Consider the following 14,689-nt stretch of genomic DNA (forward strand, 5'->3'; position numbering starts at 1 on the left):
CGGGGGCTGGGTTCCATCGACGTGGCTGAGCATGAACCCTTGGGCGCGGCGCGTGATGGCTGCCACCGCCACTCCGGGTTTGCCGATGGTGGTCACGACCTTGCCCAGTGGGACCTCGCGGCCGGCGGCAGCACCGTTGAGCAGCCGTACCACGGCGCCCGCGGGCGCGACCGGAGCCGATGCTGGAGCGCTTGCGGCAGATGGTACCGTCGCCGACCCCATGGGCGCGGCGTGGGGGGCTGGGCTGGGCGGAGCTGCCGCGGCGACCCCGACGGGGTCTGCCTGGAAACGGATCTTGTACTTCCCGACCTCGATGATGTCGTTGTTTTGCAGCAGCTGGTGCTTGATCGCCTTGCCGTTGACGTAGGTGCCGTTGGTGCTGTTGAGGTCTTCGATGAAGACTTCGGCTCCGTTCAGGTAGAGCACGGCATGTTCACCGCTGACGGCGAGGTTGTCGATCACGATGTCGTTGTACGGGCGGCGGCCGAGCGTGGTGCGCTCGCCGGTCAATTCGGCTTCTTTGATCACGACGCCGTCGATCGAAATGATCAGTTTCGGCATGGCCGAGGCTCCTCTCACAAATTCTGGGTGCGAAGCAACGCGGAGTTGGGTTGCGGACGAGGGAGTACTACCGCAAGTGCGCGACGAGACCCTGGGGCGGTCGTTCGGCGCGAGCGCGCACCAGCATAACGGAAATGTTGTCGCGCCCGCCACGGGCGTTGGCGGCTGCGACGAGTTTGTGCGCCAAATGCGACAGTTCGGCACCGGCGCGAAACATCTGGGCGATCTCCATGTCGGTCAACATGTCGGTCAAGCCATCGGAGCACAACAGATACAGGTCGCCCGCTTCGACGGGGTGCTCGGCGATATCGATTTCGACCTCGGGGCCCACGCCGAGCGCGCGGGTGACGAGGTTGCGATAGTCGGCGACTGCGGCTTCCTCCGGGGAGATCAGGCCAGCATCGAGCTGCTCCTGCAACAAGGAGTGATCACGGGTGATCTGGACCAGTTGATGGCGGCGCCAACGATAGCAGCGCGAATCGCCGACATGGCCCAGCCAGAGTTTGGGCCCGCGAAACCAGGCAGCGATGACGGTGGTTCCCATGCCGGCGTGGGCGACCTCCCGCTCGGCCGATTGGAAGATTTCCAGGTTGGCTCGCGCGATGGCGTTTTGCAGGGCTTCGCGCGCGGGGGGTGCGGCTTCGCCCGGCGAACGTGCGCACTGCTGGAGGTCGGCGAGGATGATCGAGGTGGCCATGTCCGCGGCGACCTCGCCGGCGTTGTAGCCGCCCATGCCGTCGGCGAGCACGGCGACGCCTGCCGCGCCGTCGTAGCGGATGGAGTCCTCGTTGTTGGCACGGACGCGCCCGACGTCGGTCAATCCATCGAATTCATAGCGCATGGCAGGCCGCGGACTTCGGGTGGGCCAGGTTTCGGTGCATGGACCGCCTCCTCCAGGACTCGTGCCGCCCCAAGGCGCGAACCCGGCGAGGCACGTTTGTTTTTGTGGATGAGGATATTAACGGCCGTTGCGCTTGAACCTTGAGCGCAATCGGGCCGTTTTGTCCACTATTCCCGCGCAAACGCCGGTTTCGCGCGCAAAAAAACGGGCTCCTCAGGGGAGCCCTTTTTTTGGACCTTGTCACGCGCTCAAAGCAGGGACTTGAGGAGTTTGCCCATTTCGGACGGGTTGCGCGTGACCTTGAAGCCACAGGCTTCCATGATCGCGAGCTTGGCTTCGGCCGTATCTTCGCCGCCCGAAATCAGCGCGCCGGCGTGGCCCATGCGCTTTCCGGGTGGGGCGGTCACGCCCGCAATGAAGCCGACCACGGGTTTTTTGAAGTGCTCTTTGCACCAGCGGGCAGCCTCGGCCTCATCGGGGCCGCCGATCTCGCCGATCATGATCACGGCGTCGGTGTCGGGATCGTCGTTGAACATCTTCATGACGTCGATGTGCTTGAGGCCGTTGATCGGGTCGCCCCCGATGCCAACCGCACTCGATTGCCCCAGGCCCAGGTCGGTCAATTGCGCCACCGCCTCGTAGGTGAGCGTGCCCGAACGCGAGACGACACCGATGCGGCCTTTGCGGTGGATATGGCCCGGCATGATGCCGATCTTGATTTCATCGGGCGTGATGAGTCCGGGGCAGTTCGGGCCGAGCAGCAGCGTTTCCTTGCCACCAGCGGCGACCTTGTGCTTCATCTTGTTGCGCACCATGAGCATGTCGCGCACGGGAATGCCCTCGGTGATGCAGATCACGAGGTCGAGGTCGGCTTCGACGGCTTCCCAGATGGCGTCGGCGGCACCGGCGGGCGGCACGTAGATCACGGAGACGGTCGCACCGGTGTCGGCGGCGGCCTCCTTCACGGACGCGTAGATCGGAATGTCGAAGATCTTCTCACCGGCCTTTTTCGGATTGACGCCGGCGACGAAGCAGTTACGGCCGTTGGCGTATTCCAGGCACTTTTCGGTGTGGAACTGCCCGGTCTTGCCGGTGATGCCCTGGGTGATGACTTTGGTGTCTTTGTTGATCAGGATGGACATGTTGGGTTCCTCTCGGGCTCAGGCGGCGTTGACGGCGGCGACCACTTTTTGGGCCGCCTCGGCCATCGTGTCGGCACTGATGATCGGCAGGCCCGATTCAGCGAGCATTTTCTTGCCGAGGTCTTCGTTGGTGCCCTTCATGCGCACGACCAGTGGTACGCTGAGGTTGACCGCCTTGCAGGCGGTGATGACGCCGGTGGCAATGGTGTCGCAACGCATGATGCCGCCGAAGATGTTGACGAGGATCGCCTTGACCTTGGGGTTGCGCAGCATGATCTTGAAGGCCTCGGTCACCTTTTCGGGCGTGGCGCCGCCCCCGACGTCGAGGAAGTTGGCGGGCTCGCCGCCGAAGAGTTTGATGGTGTCCATCGTGGCCATCGCGAGGCCCGCGCCGTTGACGAGGCAGCCAATGTTGCCGTCGAGGCTGATGTAGGCGAGGTCGTACTTGCTGGCTTCGACCTCGGCCGGGTCTTCCTCGTCGAGGTCGCGCAGCGCGACGATCTCGGGATGCCGGAACAGGGCGTTGTCGTCGAAGTTGAATTTGGCGTCGAGCGCGATCAGCTGATTCTTGCTGTCGCGGTTGAGCGGGTTGATTTCGAGCAGCGACGCGTCGGTTTCCATGTAGCAGGTGTAGAGCTTCTGGAACAGGTCGACGGCTTGCGCCACAGAGGCTTCAGGCAGGCCGATGCCGCTGGCGACCGCCTGCGCTTGCTCGGTGGTGAGCCCGATGATGGGGTCGACGAAGACCTTGATGATTTTCTCGGGCGAGACGCGGGCGACTTCTTCGATGTCCATGCCGCCTTCGCTCGAGGCGATGAACGCGACTTTCTGTGTGGCCCGGTCGGTCAGCACCGAGACGTAGTATTCCTTCTGGATGTCGGCGCCTTCTTCGATGTAGAGGCGTCGGACGATCTGGCCTTCTGGCCCGGTCTGGTGCGTGACCAGCCGCATGCCGAGGATCTCCCCGGCAAGTCGACGCACATCGTCGATGGACTTGGCGACTTTGACGCCACCGCCCTTGCCACGTCCGCCGGCGTGGATCTGCGCTTTGACGACCCAGACGGGGCCGCCGAGTTTCTGGGCGGCTTCGACCGCCTCTTGCACCGTGAATGCCGGGATGCCACGGGGAACCGGCACGCCGAACTTGCGCAAGATTTCCTTGCCTTGGTACTCGTGTATTTTCATGGGTCTCTCTCAGGGGGTGGAGGAATCGTCGCCGCCCGAGGAACACACCGAGGTCATCGCTGAGCGGGACGTCGCCGGGGCGAACTGTAGCATGCTGCACTGCATCATCAGCGTGGCCTGCGCCGGGGCCGCGGGCATAATGGCCAGGGCAACGCACTGCAAAGGACCAGCCCATGGCGAAAGTTTTCATCGATGGCGAGGCAGGCACGACGGGCTTGCAGATTCGTGAGCGGCTGCAGTCGGTGCCGGGAGTCGAGTTGTTGCAGATCGACCCGAGCCGGCGCAAGGACAACGAAGCCAAGCAGGCGCTCATGGCCGAGGCGGATCTGGTCGTGCTGTGCCTGCACGACGACGCCGCGCGTGCCTCGGTCGAGCTGATCGAGGCGATCGGCAGCCGGCGCCCGCGCATCATCGACGCCTCGACGGCGCACCGCACGGAGCCGGGTTGGGTTTACGGTTTTCCCGAACTCTGCGCCGGCCAGCGCGAGGCGATTGCGCGAGCCGAGCGCGTGGCCAATCCGGGCTGCTACGCGACGGGGGCGATCGCGCTGATCCGTCCGCTGGTCGATGCCGGACTCGTGCCGCCCGATCATCCGCTGGCTTTGCCGGCGGTCAGCGGTTACAGCGGCGGCGGTCGATCGATGATCGAAGCCTATGAAGCAGGCTCGGCGGCGCCGTTTGAGCTCTATGCGCTCGGGCTGCGGCACAAACATCTGCCCGAGATCATGCGGTACACGGGCCTTGCGCGCCGTCCCTTGTTCGTCCCGTCGGTGGCGAATTTCCCGCAGGGCATGCTGGTCGAACTGCCTTTGCATCTCGACTCCTTGCCGGCGCGGCCGCGGGTGGCGGACCTCGAGGCTGCCTTGCGGGCGCATTACGCGCCGACGGCCGCTTGGGGCGGGACGGTGCGCGTCGAGCCCGCCGGTGCCGATGGCAAGCTCGATGCCGTCGCGCTTGCGGGCAGCGACATCATGGAGCTGCGGGTGTTCGGCGATGACGCCTTGGCTCAGGCGGTGCTCGTGGCGCGGCTCGACAACCTCGGCAAAGGTGCGAGCGGCGCTGCGGTGCAGAACCTGCGCTTGATGCTCGGCCTTTGAGGCCGTCGTTGACGCGTCACTCGACGTCGTGTTCCCCGGAAGTCTTGGGCACGACCTTGCGGATGATCTCGGCGCTGAAGCCGCGGGCCGCGAGGAAGCGCATTTGACGCGCGCGCTCGGCCGCATCCTGGGGCGCGCGGCCGAAGCGGCGCTCCCAGACCGCGCGGGCGTGCTCGGGCTCGAGCGTCCGCAGGGGGGCTAGGGTTTCGGCGATGGCGTCAGCGGTGAGGCCTTTGTCGCGCAGCTCTTGCTGCAGCCGCGCCGGCCCGAGGCGGGCGCCGCGGCGATGAACCCAGGAGTCGGCGAAGCGCCGGTCGTCCAGGTAGCCTTTGTCCTGCAACTCGTCGAGCACGCGGCGAATCTCCTCAGCGTCTTCGGCGTGGGGCGCGAGCTTGCGCTCGAGCTCGACCCGTCCGTGCTCACGACGGGCAAGCAACTGCAGGGCTCGGGCTTTGAGGGATGGCGGGTGCATCAAAAAGAAGAGCAACAACCGACCGTTTCACGCCGGCATACTGCGATTTTCACTCCAAAACACCGTTCGGGCGCGCGCCTTCTCAGGAACTGATTCTTAGGCGGCAGCTTCCTCGACAGCGGGCAGCAAGGGGATGCCCAGCGACGCGCGGACTTTGTTCTCGATCTCGCGTGCGAGGCCGGGGTTTTCACGCAAAAACTCACGCGCGTTGTCGCGGCCTTGGCCGATCTTCTCGCCGTTGTAGGCGTACCAGGCGCCGGATTTTTCGATGATGCGCGCGTTGACGCCCATGTCGATGATCTCGCCCTCGCGGCTGATGCCTTCGCCGAAGAGGATGTCGAACTCGGCGGTTTTGAACGGCGGCGAGACCTTGTTCTTCACAACCTTCACCTTGGTTTCGTTGCCGATCGAGTCCTCGCCCTTCTTGATGGTGCCGGTGCGGCGGATGTCGAGCCGAACGGAGGCGTAGAACTTGAGCGCATTGCCGCCCGTGGTGGTTTCGGGGCTGCCAAACATCACGCCGATCTTCATACGGATCTGATTGATGAAGATGACCATGCAGTTGGTCTTTTTGATGTGCGCCGTGAGCTTGCGCAGGGCTTGGCTCATGAGCCGCGCCTGCAGCCCCGGCAGCGCGTCGCCCATGTCGCCCTCGAGCTCGGCCTTGGGCGTGAGCGCGGCCACCGAGTCCACCACGATCAGGTCCACCGCGCCGGAGCGCACCAGGCTGTCGACGATCTCCAGCGCTTGCTCGCCGGTGTCGGGCTGGGAGATCAGCAAGTCCTGCAGATTCACGCCGAGCTTTTGCGCGTACTGGATGTCGAGCGCATGCTCGGCATCGACGAAGGCGCAAGTGCCGCCCTGCTTTTGCATCTCGGCAATCACCTGCAGCGTCAGCGTCGTCTTGCCCGAGGACTCGGGGCCGTAAATCTCGATGACGCGCCCGCGCGGCAGGCCGCCCACGCCCAGCGCGATGTCCAGCCCCAGCGAGCCGGTGGACACCACTTGGATGTCTTCGATGACTTCGCCTTCACCGAGCCGCATGATCGTGCCCTTGCCGAACTGCTTTTCGATCTGCGCCAGCGCCATTTGCAGGGCTTTGGCCTTTTCGGTTTGGGCGGGGGTCGGGGTTTTGGCGATGGGGTCCATGGAAACTCCTGGAAGTCGGTTAAAGATCGGGGACAGAGCCAGAACAACTGGATGCGTGAACAGTACTTTAGCCGCAGAATAAAGCCGCGTACACTACAAAATTAATCAGTTTGCCTGACCATGATCCGGTCCGGCTTCGGTCGGGTGCCGATGGCGCTGCCGGATTCCATTCCCCCAGCCTCGTGATGCCGCCCACTCCGCTCCTGCCCGACGACTGCGCGCCCGCGCTCAGACCCGCGGGGCTGGCCTGGCGCCAGACGCATCTGGGCCGCCTCATGGGCGAAGCCTTGCGGCGCTTCGACGCGCGTGTGCTCTCCCTGATGGCCGCCAGTGCCGAGGTGCCGCTGGCGCTGGCCAACCTGGCGGCGCGCGACAAGGTCGGTGCGGCGCACATCCACATCACGCGGCATTTGCCGATCGAAGGCGCGCGGCTGACCGACCTGGCGCGGGCCGCGGGTATGAGCAAGCAGGCCATGGCCGACCTGGTGGACCAGTGCGAGGCTTGGGGTTTGGTGCGTCGCGAACCCGACGAACGGGACGCGCGGGCGCGCCGCGTGGTGTTCACCGCCGACGGGCTGGCCTGGCTCGAGGCCTTCCGCGTGGCCGTCGCCCAGGCCGAGGCCGAGTTTCGCGCCGCGGTGGGCGATGAAGTCGCCACCGTCGTCGCGCTGGGGCTCGAGGCCTACGCGAGTGGCTGAAGTCACGCTGAGCCTAAGGCAACGCTGAACAAGTCCCTCGCGCGTCGCGCATCCCGGCTGCGGGCGGGCTGCGTCGTTGCAAATCCTCGCCATAGCTTCGGCTATGGCTGTGGTTTGCGCCTCGCATCCCATCCCGCAGCCGGGCGCGCGCCATCACGGGGACTTATTCAGCGTTGCCCTAAATCCGGCAGTTGACCGCTTTGAGCTGAATGCAAGGTGTTGATGTTTCAACAATTTGCAGTGCGGAGGCTATTCACCGTTTGGGTGAGCGCTGCGCACCCGTTCGTGTCGCCCTCGGGCGCGGGGGCGGCGTTGCAAATCCTCGCCATGGCACCCGCCATGGCTGTGGTTTGCGCCTTGCCCGCGCGCCCGATGACGACCCGCCCGGGCGCGCCCAACTGCCGGATTTAGGCTGAACCACCCGCTTGCGCGCCGCGCATCCGGCTTCGGGCGTGGCCGTCCTAGAATCTGCCGAGCGCAGCCAGAGAGGAGACAAGATGCGGATCCTGATTGCCGAAGATGACCAGGTGCTCGCCGATGGGCTGTTGCGCACCCTGCGCGCCTCGGGCGCAGCGGTCGACCATGTGGCCGATGGCGCGCAGGCCGATGCCGCGCTGATGACCAACACCGAGTTCGACCTTTTGATCCTGGACCTGGGACTGCCGCGCCTGCACGGTTTCGAGGTGCTGCGACGCCTGCGGGCGCGCGGGGCGACGCTGCCGGTGCTGATCCTCACGGCGGCCGACAGCGTCGAGGAGCGCGTCAAGGGGCTGGACCTCGGCGCGGACGACTACATGGCCAAGCCGTTCAGCCTGCAGGAACTCGAAGCCCGCGTGCGCGCGCTGGTGCGCCGCGGCATGGGCGCGGCCAGTTCCATCATTCGGCACGGGCCGCTCACCTATGACCAGGCCGGCCGCGTGGCGACCATCGACGGAAAGATGGTCGAGCTCTCGGCGCGCGAACTGGGCTTGCTCGAAGTGCTGTTGCAACGCGCCGGACGGCTCGTCAGCAAAGAGCAGCTGGTCGAGCGCCTGTGCGAGTGGGGCGAGGAAGTCAGCAACAACGCGATCGAGGTCTACATCCACCGCCTGCGCAAGAAGATCGAGCGTGGCCCCATCCGCATCGCGACCGTGCGGGGCCTGGGCTATTGCCTTGAAAAACTGCCAGGCTGAGCCTTTCCCTGTGCGCGCCGTCGGGCTTCGACCATGACGCCGACCCTGTGCCCTCGCGGGAGCGCCGATGTCCCTGTCTGAAGAGGACCGCGAGGAGCGCCGCTGGCGCTTCAAGCTGTTCCAGCGGGAGCAGCGTTCGCTGTTTGGCGAAATCCTCGACTGGATGCTCACGCCGCTGCTGCTGCTGTGGCCACTGACGCTCGCGCTCACCTGGTGGGTCGCGCAGGACATTGCCGACCGGCCCTATGACCGGGCGCTCGTGCTGCACGCGCACGAACTCGCGCAGTGGATCCAACCCGACCCGGCGGGGCTCCGGTTTGGCGCGCCCGACGCCGTGACCGACGCCCTGCGGGCCGACGACACCGACCTCGTCTACTACCAGATCCTCGCGCCCGACGGCCGCGTCTTGGGCGGCGAGCCCGACCTGCCGACCGTCGCCGAGCCCTTGCATCCGGCACCGCTGCCGGGCGAAGTGCGCCTGCGCGACGACCTGCTGCGCGGACTCGACGTGCGGGTGGCCACGCTCTGGACGCCGGTCCCGGGCGCCGACCCGATGCCGCTGGCCCAAATCCAGGTCGCCGAGACCCGCAAAAAGCGCAAACTCCTCGCGACCGAGATCATCAAGGGCGTGATGTTGCCGCAATTCATCACCCTGCCCATCGCCGTGCTGCTCGTCTGGATGGCGCTGGTGCGCGGCATCAAGCCGCTGAGTCGGCTCGAAGAGCGCATCCGTGCCCGCAAGCCCGACGACCTGAGCCCGCTGGATGACAAGGCCGTGCCGCTCGAAGTCGCGCCCCTGGTGCAGTCGGTCAACGACTTGCTGACCCGCCTGACCGAGTCGGTGGCGACGCAAAAGCGCTTCCTCGCCGATGCCGCGCACCAGCTCAAGACCCCGCTGGCTGGGCTGCGGATGCAGGCCGACCTCGCCCGACGCGAGGGTGCGAGCACCGAGGAGCTCAAACAGTCTCTGGAGCACATCGGCCGCGCGAGTGTGCGGGCTACTCACACGGTCAATCAACTGCTGGCGCTGGCGCGCGCGGAGAGCGGCTCGACGGCCCTGACGCGGCAAAGCTGCGATCTCGCCGCGCTCACCATCGATGCAGTGCGTGAAGCCGTCCCCACGGCGCTCGAGCGCCACATCGACCTCGGCTACGAAGGTCCGCAACCGGGTGAGCCCGGCGTGCAACTGCTCGGCAACCCCACACTGCTGCGCGAGCTCGTCTCGAACCTCGTCGACAACGCCATGCGCTACACGCCATCGAGCGCCGAGCAGCCGGGGATCGTCACCGTGCGCCTGCTGCCCGATCCCTTCGGCCAGGTGCTCGTGCTGCAGGTGGAGGACAACGGGCCGGGCGTGCCCGAAACCGAGCGCGCGCGCATCTTCGAGCCGTTTTACCGGGTGCTGGGCACTCAGACCGATGGATCCGGCCTGGGCCTGCCGATCGTGCGCGAAATCGCCCGCCAACACCGGGCCACCGTCGAAGTCGAAGCGGCGCGCCCCGGTCAGAAACCCCCGGGCGCGCGCTTCATCGTGCGCTTTGCTCTGGCGCAAGGCTGAACCGGTCCCTCGCGCGCCATCCCAGGAACTGATTCAGCGTTGCCTCAGCGGGCGGCTGAAGCGGGCAGTGCGGACGAGGCCGCAGGCGGAGTGCTCGAGGCCGCGGCGGAAGCCACGACTGCGGGCGCCGGGGCCGCGCTGCTGCCGCCTGCGGGCGCGGTCGCTTCCGGACAGTTCTGCCAGGTGCGTTGGGCGAGGGCGGGGAGTCGTTGCAGGCGTTCGCGCTGGGTGTCGTCGGCGGTGTTGAGGGTCAACCAATAGCGCGTCAGCGGCGGCTGCAACGTCAGTACCCGCGCGGTGCGCACGCCGCGCTCGCTGAGCCGCTCGAGCGCCGCCTGGGCTTCGGCCTCGGTCGTGTGCACACCCAAAGAGAGCCCGGGCGCCAGCGCCGGCTCGCGCAGCACTTCGAAGGGCACGTTGCGTTTGCGCAGCTCGGCCTGCTTGCGCGCGAGCGTTTCCGTGTCGGCGTAGCGCCCCATGTAAACCATCCAGCGCCCGGGCTGGGTCTCGGCGTCGAGGCGCCAGGCCGTCTTGGCCTCGAGCTGCGCGAGGGCGGCGCGCAGCGCATCGGTTTGGCTGGCGTCGATCGGGCCCACGCGCCAGCAGCGGGGCGCGGTATCGGCCGGCTCGGCGGGCGCGGAAGCGCCTTCGCCCGGGGCAGCGCGCACGATGCGCAGCGCCTCGGGGTTTTGTTGCTGGGCGATGCGTTCGGGTTCGCTCACCCGCGCGGGCGCGAAGCCGAGCGGCGCGAGCCAGCCCTGGCTCCAGCCCCACCAAACCGCGTTGGCCAACAGCAGCAGAAGGACCAGAAACCGGGCGATCACGGCCAAAGCCCCAGCGGGGACGCCATGTCGAGCGGCCGCACGCTCAGCGAGGCCGATTCGATGCGCTCGATGCCCCCGGCGTGCTCGATTTGCAGCGCCCCGTCTGCGTCGATGCCGATGGCTTTGCCCACGCGCCCATCGCTCAGCCGCACGGCCCGACCGGCGAGCACGTCGCGCGCACGCCAGTCGTCGAGGAAGGCGCCCAGACCCTCGCGACCAAAGCGCTGCAGGCCCGCCAGAACCGCCGGCGCGACGCGCAGCAACAGACCAGGCGCATCGAGGCCCGGCAGCAAGGCATCGATGCCCACGCCCGGCGGGTCGATGGCGTCTTGCAGGGGCATCCTGAGGTTTAGGCCGATGCCGACGACGGCATAACGCTGCGACCCGACCTGAGTGGTCTCGATGAGGATGCCCCCGAGCTTGTGGTCGCGCCACCACAGGTCGTTGGGCCACTTGAGCCCCACCTCGGGGTGCAGCGCGCCGGCCACGGCGACGCCGACCGCCAGCGACAGGCCTGACCAGGCCCGGGGCTCGGGCGGCAGTGGGGGGGTGAGGCCGATGGAGAAGGTCAAAGAGCGCTTCGGGTCCGCATGCCAGACGCGGCCACTGCGCCCGCGACCGAGCGTTTGCCGTTCGGCTACGAGCAGCGTGGGCGCAGCGTGGCCGGCGCGGGCGCGACGCATGAGCTCGCTGTTGGTCGAGTCGATCTCGGGCCACACCTCGATCGTCAGCGCCGGCTCGATCGAGCGGCAGCTGGCTCTCAGGTCTTCGAGCGGCCAGTCGTACAGCAGGGCCTCGGCCACGGGTTTCATGATGCCGAACCTGGTGGCGACGCCTCGCCGCGCGCAAGGCCTGCTCGATCGGGGGCGCTGCGGCGGCGTTTCTTGGGCGCGAGCATCGTGCCGCGGCATTGCGGCGCGCCGCAGCGACAGGCGAAGGCGGCCTTGAGCGCCGGGGTGTAGCGCGCGTCGATCACCAGCCCGTAGTCGTAGTGCAGTTCTTCGCCCGCGGCGATGTCACGCAGCGCTTTGATGAACACCCGGGTGCCCCGGGTCTCGGCTTCGCAGTTCGGCTCGCACGAGTGGTTGATCCAGCGCGCGGCATTTCCGCCGCGTCCCCCGTCGATCACGTGCGCGTCGTCAATGTGAAAGAAGAAGGTGTGGTTGGGGTCGGCGGGGTCGTGCGGATGGCGCGCCTGCGCTTCTTCCCACGAAATCAGCTCGCCCCGGTATTCGAGGATGTCGGTGCCGGCGGGTAAATCGACCGCGGCATAGACGCCTTTGCCGTGGATGCCCGAAGCCCTCACGACGATGCGGCGGCGGGGGCCGCGTTGGGGCGGGTCCTTGGGGTTTGGAGCGCTGGCCCTAGCCACGGCGGAAAAATTTGGTATGTTGAAAAAAGCACAGGTGCGCGCCCGCATGAGCGTGGGCGCGCACGCCTAGACACACACGCTCGTGCACCCGCGCGCACGAGCGAACCGGATTGTAATGAGATGAAAGACCTCGTGATTGCAGAGAAGCCCTCGGTGGCGCAGGACATCGTCCGCGCGCTCACGCCGGTGGCCGGGAAGTTCGAAAAGCACGACGACTATTTCGAGAACGACCGCTACATCGTCACCAGTGCAGTCGGTCACCTCGTCGAAATCGAGGCGCCCGAGGCTTACGACGTCAAGCGCGGCAAATGGAGCTTTGCGCACCTGCCGGTGATTCCGCCGCACTTCGACCTGAAGCCCGTGGAGAAGACCAAGTCGCGCCTCAACGCCGTCGTACGTCTGGCGCGGCGCAAGGATGTGGGCCGGCTCATCAACGCCTGCGACGCGGGGCGCGAGGGGGAGCTGATCTTCCGGCTGATCGAGCAGTACGCGGGCGGCGGCAAGCCCCTGGGCAAGCCGGTCGAGCGGCTGTGGCTGCAGAGCATGACGCCCGACGCCATCCGCGACGGTTTCGCGCACCTGCGATCCGATGCGCAGATGCGCGGCCTGGCCGACGCGGCGCGCAGCCGCTCCGAGGCCGACTGGCTGGTGGGCATCAACGGCACGCGGGCGATGACGGCGTTCAACTCGCGCGACGGCGGCTTCTTCCTCACCACCGTCGGGCGGGTGCAGACGCCCACGCTGGCCGTGGTGGTCGAGCGCGAGGAGCAGATCCGCCGCTTCGTCAGCCGCCCGTATTGGGAGCTGCACGCGAGCTTCGCCGCGCAGGCCGGCACTTACCCCGGCCGCTGGTTCGACCCGGAATGGAAGAAGGACCCCGACGATGCCGAGCGTCGCCCCGAGCGCCTGTGGGACGAGGCGCGCGCCCGCGCGATTGCCGCTGCGGTGCAAGGCCGAACGGGCAGCGTCAGCGAGGAAAGCCGCGCCACCACCCAGGCCTCGCCGGGCCTCTTCGACCTCACCAGTCTGCAGCGTGAGGCTAACGGCAAGTTCGGCTTTTCGGCCAAGACCACGCTGGCGCTGGCGCAAAGCCTGTACGAGCGGCACAAGGCGCTGACCTACCCGCGAACCGACTCGCGCCACCTGCCCGAGGACTATTTGCCCGTGGTGCAGCAGACCTTCGGCATGCTCGCCGACAGCCCGATGGCGCACCTGGCACCGCATGCGCGCACCGCGCTCGCGCAGGGCTACATCAAGCCGATCAAGCGCGTGTTCGACAACAGCAAGGTCAGCGACCACTTCGCCATCATCCCGACCTTGCAGGCGCCGCACGGCCTGTCCGAGGCCGAGCAAAAACTCTACGACCTCGTCGTGCGCCGCTTCATGGCGGTGTTTTTCCCCAGCGCCGAATACCAGGTGACCACGCGCACCACGGTCGTCGATGGAGCCGACGGCGCGCAGCACCACTTCCGCACCGAAGGCAAGGTGCTGGTCAAGCCGGGGTGGCTCGCCATCTACGGCAAGGAGGCGGCCGCCGAGGTGGCCGACGCCAAGGACGGCGACAAAGGCCAGAACCTCGTGGCCGTCGCCCCAGGCGAGCGCGTGCGCACCGAGGCCGTCGAAGTCAAGGCGCTCAAGACCCGGCCGCCGGCGCGCTACACCGAAGCCACGCTGCTCGGCGCGATGGAAGGCGCGGGCAAGCTCATCGACGACGAGGAACTGCGCGAAGCCATGCAGGAAAAGGGCCTGGGCACACCGGCAACCCGCGCGGCCATCATCGAAGGGCTGATCAACGAGAAATACCTCCTGCGCGAAGGCCGCGAACTCGTGCCCACGGCCAAGGCCTTTCAGCTCATGACGCTGCTGCGCGGCCTAGGGGTGGAAGAACTCTCGCGCCCAGAACTCACCGGTGAGTGGGAATACAAGCTCGCGCAGATGGAGCACGGGCGGCTCTCGCGCGAGGCCTTCATGCGCGAAATCGCCGAGATGACCGAGCGCATCGTGCGCAAAGCCAAGGAGTACGACCGCGACACCGTGCCGGGCGACTACGCTACGCTTGCCACGCCCTGCCCGAACTGCGGCGGCATCGTGAAGGAAAACTACCGCCGCTACGCCTGCACCGGCGCCGATGGCCAGGGCGCGGGCTGTGGCTTCTCCATCCCCAAGACGCCGGGCGGTCGCACCTTCGACGTGGCCGAGGTCGAGCAACTGCTGCGCGACAAACGCATCGGCCCGCTCGAGGGCTTCCGCTCCAAGGCGGGCTGGCCCTTCACGGCCGAGATCGTGCTCAAACACAGCGAGGAGGAGCGCAACTGGAAGCTCGAATTCGACTTCGGCGACGAGCGCAGCGCCGAGGCCACGGGCGAAATCGTCGACTTCTCGGGGTTCGAGCCGCTCGGGCCCTGTCCGAAGTGCGGCGCACCGGTGTACGAGCACGGTGCCAACTACGTCTGCGAGAAATCCGTGCCCACGGCCGCGCAGCCCACGCCGAGCTGCGACTTCAAAACCGGCCGCGTGATCCTGCAGCAGCCCGTCGAGCCCGAGCAAATGCGCAAGCTCCTCACCCAGGGCAAAACCGATTTGCTCGACAAGTTCATCTCCATGCGCACGCGGCGGCC

General features: G+C 67.1%; 14 protein-coding genes. 5 read left to right on the forward strand and 9 right to left on the reverse strand.

All coding sequences use genetic code 11. The features are described 5' to 3' along the window. The 4 genes from JHC36_RS06440 to sucC form a co-directional block, all read right to left on the reverse strand. A partial coding sequence (locus JHC36_RS06440) for an FHA domain-containing protein (protein ID WP_287917285.1) occupies nucleotides 1–561 on the reverse strand: 561 nt, incomplete at its 3' end. 67 nt (nucleotides 562–628) lie between these two features. Beyond that, complete coding sequence (locus JHC36_RS06445; protein WP_287917287.1) at nucleotides 629–1,402, reverse strand: Stp1/IreP family PP2C-type Ser/Thr phosphatase; 774 nt, start codon at nucleotides 1,400–1,402, stop codon at nucleotides 629–631. 248 nt (nucleotides 1,403–1,650) lie between these two features. Continuing rightward, nucleotides 1,651–2,544 (reverse strand): succinate--CoA ligase subunit alpha, encoded by an 894-nt coding sequence (gene sucD / locus JHC36_RS06450; RefSeq protein ID WP_287917289.1) that lies wholly within the window; start codon nucleotides 2,542–2,544, stop codon nucleotides 1,651–1,653. Nucleotides 2,545–2,562: 18 nt separating this feature from the next. Beyond that, nucleotides 2,563–3,729, reverse strand: coding sequence for an ADP-forming succinate--CoA ligase subunit beta (sucC, locus tag JHC36_RS06455; RefSeq protein ID WP_124223189.1), 1,167 nt, complete (start codon nucleotides 3,727–3,729; stop codon nucleotides 2,563–2,565). A gap of 173 nt (nucleotides 3,730–3,902) precedes the next feature. On the opposite strand from sucC, the gene argC reads away from it, so the two are divergent. Then, a complete protein-coding gene (argC, locus tag JHC36_RS06460; RefSeq protein WP_287917291.1) occupies nucleotides 3,903–4,826 on the forward strand; it encodes an N-acetyl-gamma-glutamyl-phosphate reductase in 924 nt (307 codons plus the stop codon). Between the two features lie 16 nt (nucleotides 4,827–4,842). On the opposite strand, the gene recX is transcribed toward argC, so the two are convergent. After that, entirely contained in the window at nucleotides 4,843–5,298 is a 456-nt protein-coding gene (gene recX, locus JHC36_RS06465; protein ID WP_287917293.1) for a recombination regulator RecX, read from the reverse strand. Nucleotides 5,299–5,394: 96 nt separating this feature from the next. Next, nucleotides 5,395–6,447, reverse strand: a complete 1,053-nt coding sequence (gene recA / locus JHC36_RS06470; protein ID WP_124223195.1) for a recombinase RecA — start codon at nucleotides 6,445–6,447, stop codon at nucleotides 5,395–5,397. A 185-nt stretch (nucleotides 6,448–6,632) separates the two neighbouring features. Between recA and JHC36_RS06475 the strand changes: the two genes are divergently transcribed. The 3 genes from JHC36_RS06475 (at nucleotide 6,633) to JHC36_RS06485 (ending at nucleotide 9,875) form a co-directional block, all read left to right on the forward strand. After that, nucleotides 6,633–7,145 carry a MarR family winged helix-turn-helix transcriptional regulator gene (locus tag JHC36_RS06475; protein ID WP_124223197.1) on the forward strand — a complete coding sequence of 171 codons (513 nt, stop codon included), beginning with the start codon at nucleotides 6,633–6,635 and terminating at the stop codon, nucleotides 7,143–7,145. A gap of 497 nt (nucleotides 7,146–7,642) precedes the next feature. Then, nucleotides 7,643–8,317: a response regulator gene (locus tag JHC36_RS06480; protein ID WP_124223199.1), complete on the forward strand. Its 675-nt coding sequence runs from the start codon at nucleotides 7,643–7,645 to the stop codon at nucleotides 8,315–8,317. Between the two features lie 67 nt (nucleotides 8,318–8,384). Continuing rightward, nucleotides 8,385–9,875, forward strand: coding sequence for a sensor histidine kinase (locus JHC36_RS06485; protein ID WP_124223201.1), 1,491 nt, complete (start codon nucleotides 8,385–8,387; stop codon nucleotides 9,873–9,875). A gap of 44 nt (nucleotides 9,876–9,919) precedes the next feature. Here the strand turns inward: JHC36_RS06485 and JHC36_RS06490 are convergent, their stop codons facing one another. Genes JHC36_RS06490 through JHC36_RS06500 form a run of 3 tightly spaced genes read right to left on the reverse strand, consistent with a single transcriptional unit; the run spans nucleotide 9,920 to nucleotide 12,071 of the window. After that, nucleotides 9,920–10,699 carry an SPOR domain-containing protein gene (locus tag JHC36_RS06490; RefSeq protein ID WP_287917299.1) on the reverse strand — a complete coding sequence of 260 codons (780 nt, stop codon included), beginning with the start codon at nucleotides 10,697–10,699 and terminating at the stop codon, nucleotides 9,920–9,922. Continuing rightward, nucleotides 10,696–11,511 (reverse strand): biotin--[acetyl-CoA-carboxylase] ligase, encoded by an 816-nt coding sequence (locus JHC36_RS06495; RefSeq protein WP_287917302.1) that lies wholly within the window; start codon nucleotides 11,509–11,511, stop codon nucleotides 10,696–10,698. The genes JHC36_RS06490 and JHC36_RS06495 overlap by 4 nt, the downstream gene beginning before the upstream one ends. Continuing rightward, entirely contained in the window at nucleotides 11,508–12,071 is a 564-nt protein-coding gene (locus JHC36_RS06500) for an SET domain-containing protein (RefSeq protein ID WP_287917305.1), read from the reverse strand. Before JHC36_RS06500 ends, JHC36_RS06495 begins: the two co-directional genes overlap by 4 nt. A 120-nt stretch (nucleotides 12,072–12,191) precedes the next feature. Here JHC36_RS06500 and JHC36_RS06505 point away from each other — a divergent pair. After that, on the forward strand, nucleotides 12,192–14,689 hold a 2,498-nt coding region (locus JHC36_RS06505), incomplete at its 3' end, for a DNA topoisomerase III (protein ID WP_287917307.1).

Origin of the sequence: Tibeticola sp., assembly GCF_022759015.1 — a bacterium.
Classification (GTDB): Bacteria; Pseudomonadota; Gammaproteobacteria; order Burkholderiales; family Burkholderiaceae_C; genus Tibeticola; species Tibeticola sediminis.

Excerpts from the sequence above, each read along its gene's own strand:
- JHC36_RS06445 (WP_287917287.1), bottom strand. The coding sequence starts at position 1,402 with ATGCGCTATGAATTCGATGGATTGACCGACGTCGGGCGCGTCCGTGCC.
- sucD (WP_287917289.1), bottom strand. The coding sequence starts at position 2,544 with ATGTCCATCCTGATCAACAAAGACACCAAAGTCATCACCCAGGGCATC.
- sucC (WP_124223189.1), bottom strand. The coding sequence starts at position 3,729 with ATGAAAATACACGAGTACCAAGGCAAGGAAATCTTGCGCAAGTTCGGC.
- argC (WP_287917291.1), top strand. The coding sequence starts at position 3,903 with ATGGCGAAAGTTTTCATCGATGGCGAGGCAGGCACGACGGGCTTGCAG.
- recX (WP_287917293.1), bottom strand. The coding sequence starts at position 5,298 with ATGCACCCGCCATCCCTCAAAGCCCGAGCCCTGCAGTTGCTTGCCCGT.
- recA (WP_124223195.1), bottom strand. The coding sequence starts at position 6,447 with ATGGACCCCATCGCCAAAACCCCGACCCCCGCCCAAACCGAAAAGGCC.
- JHC36_RS06475 (WP_124223197.1), top strand. The coding sequence starts at position 6,633 with ATGCCGCCCACTCCGCTCCTGCCCGACGACTGCGCGCCCGCGCTCAGA.
- JHC36_RS06480 (WP_124223199.1), top strand. The coding sequence starts at position 7,643 with ATGCGGATCCTGATTGCCGAAGATGACCAGGTGCTCGCCGATGGGCTG.
- JHC36_RS06485 (WP_124223201.1), top strand. The coding sequence starts at position 8,385 with ATGTCCCTGTCTGAAGAGGACCGCGAGGAGCGCCGCTGGCGCTTCAAG.
- JHC36_RS06495 (WP_287917302.1), bottom strand. The coding sequence starts at position 11,511 with ATGAAACCCGTGGCCGAGGCCCTGCTGTACGACTGGCCGCTCGAAGAC.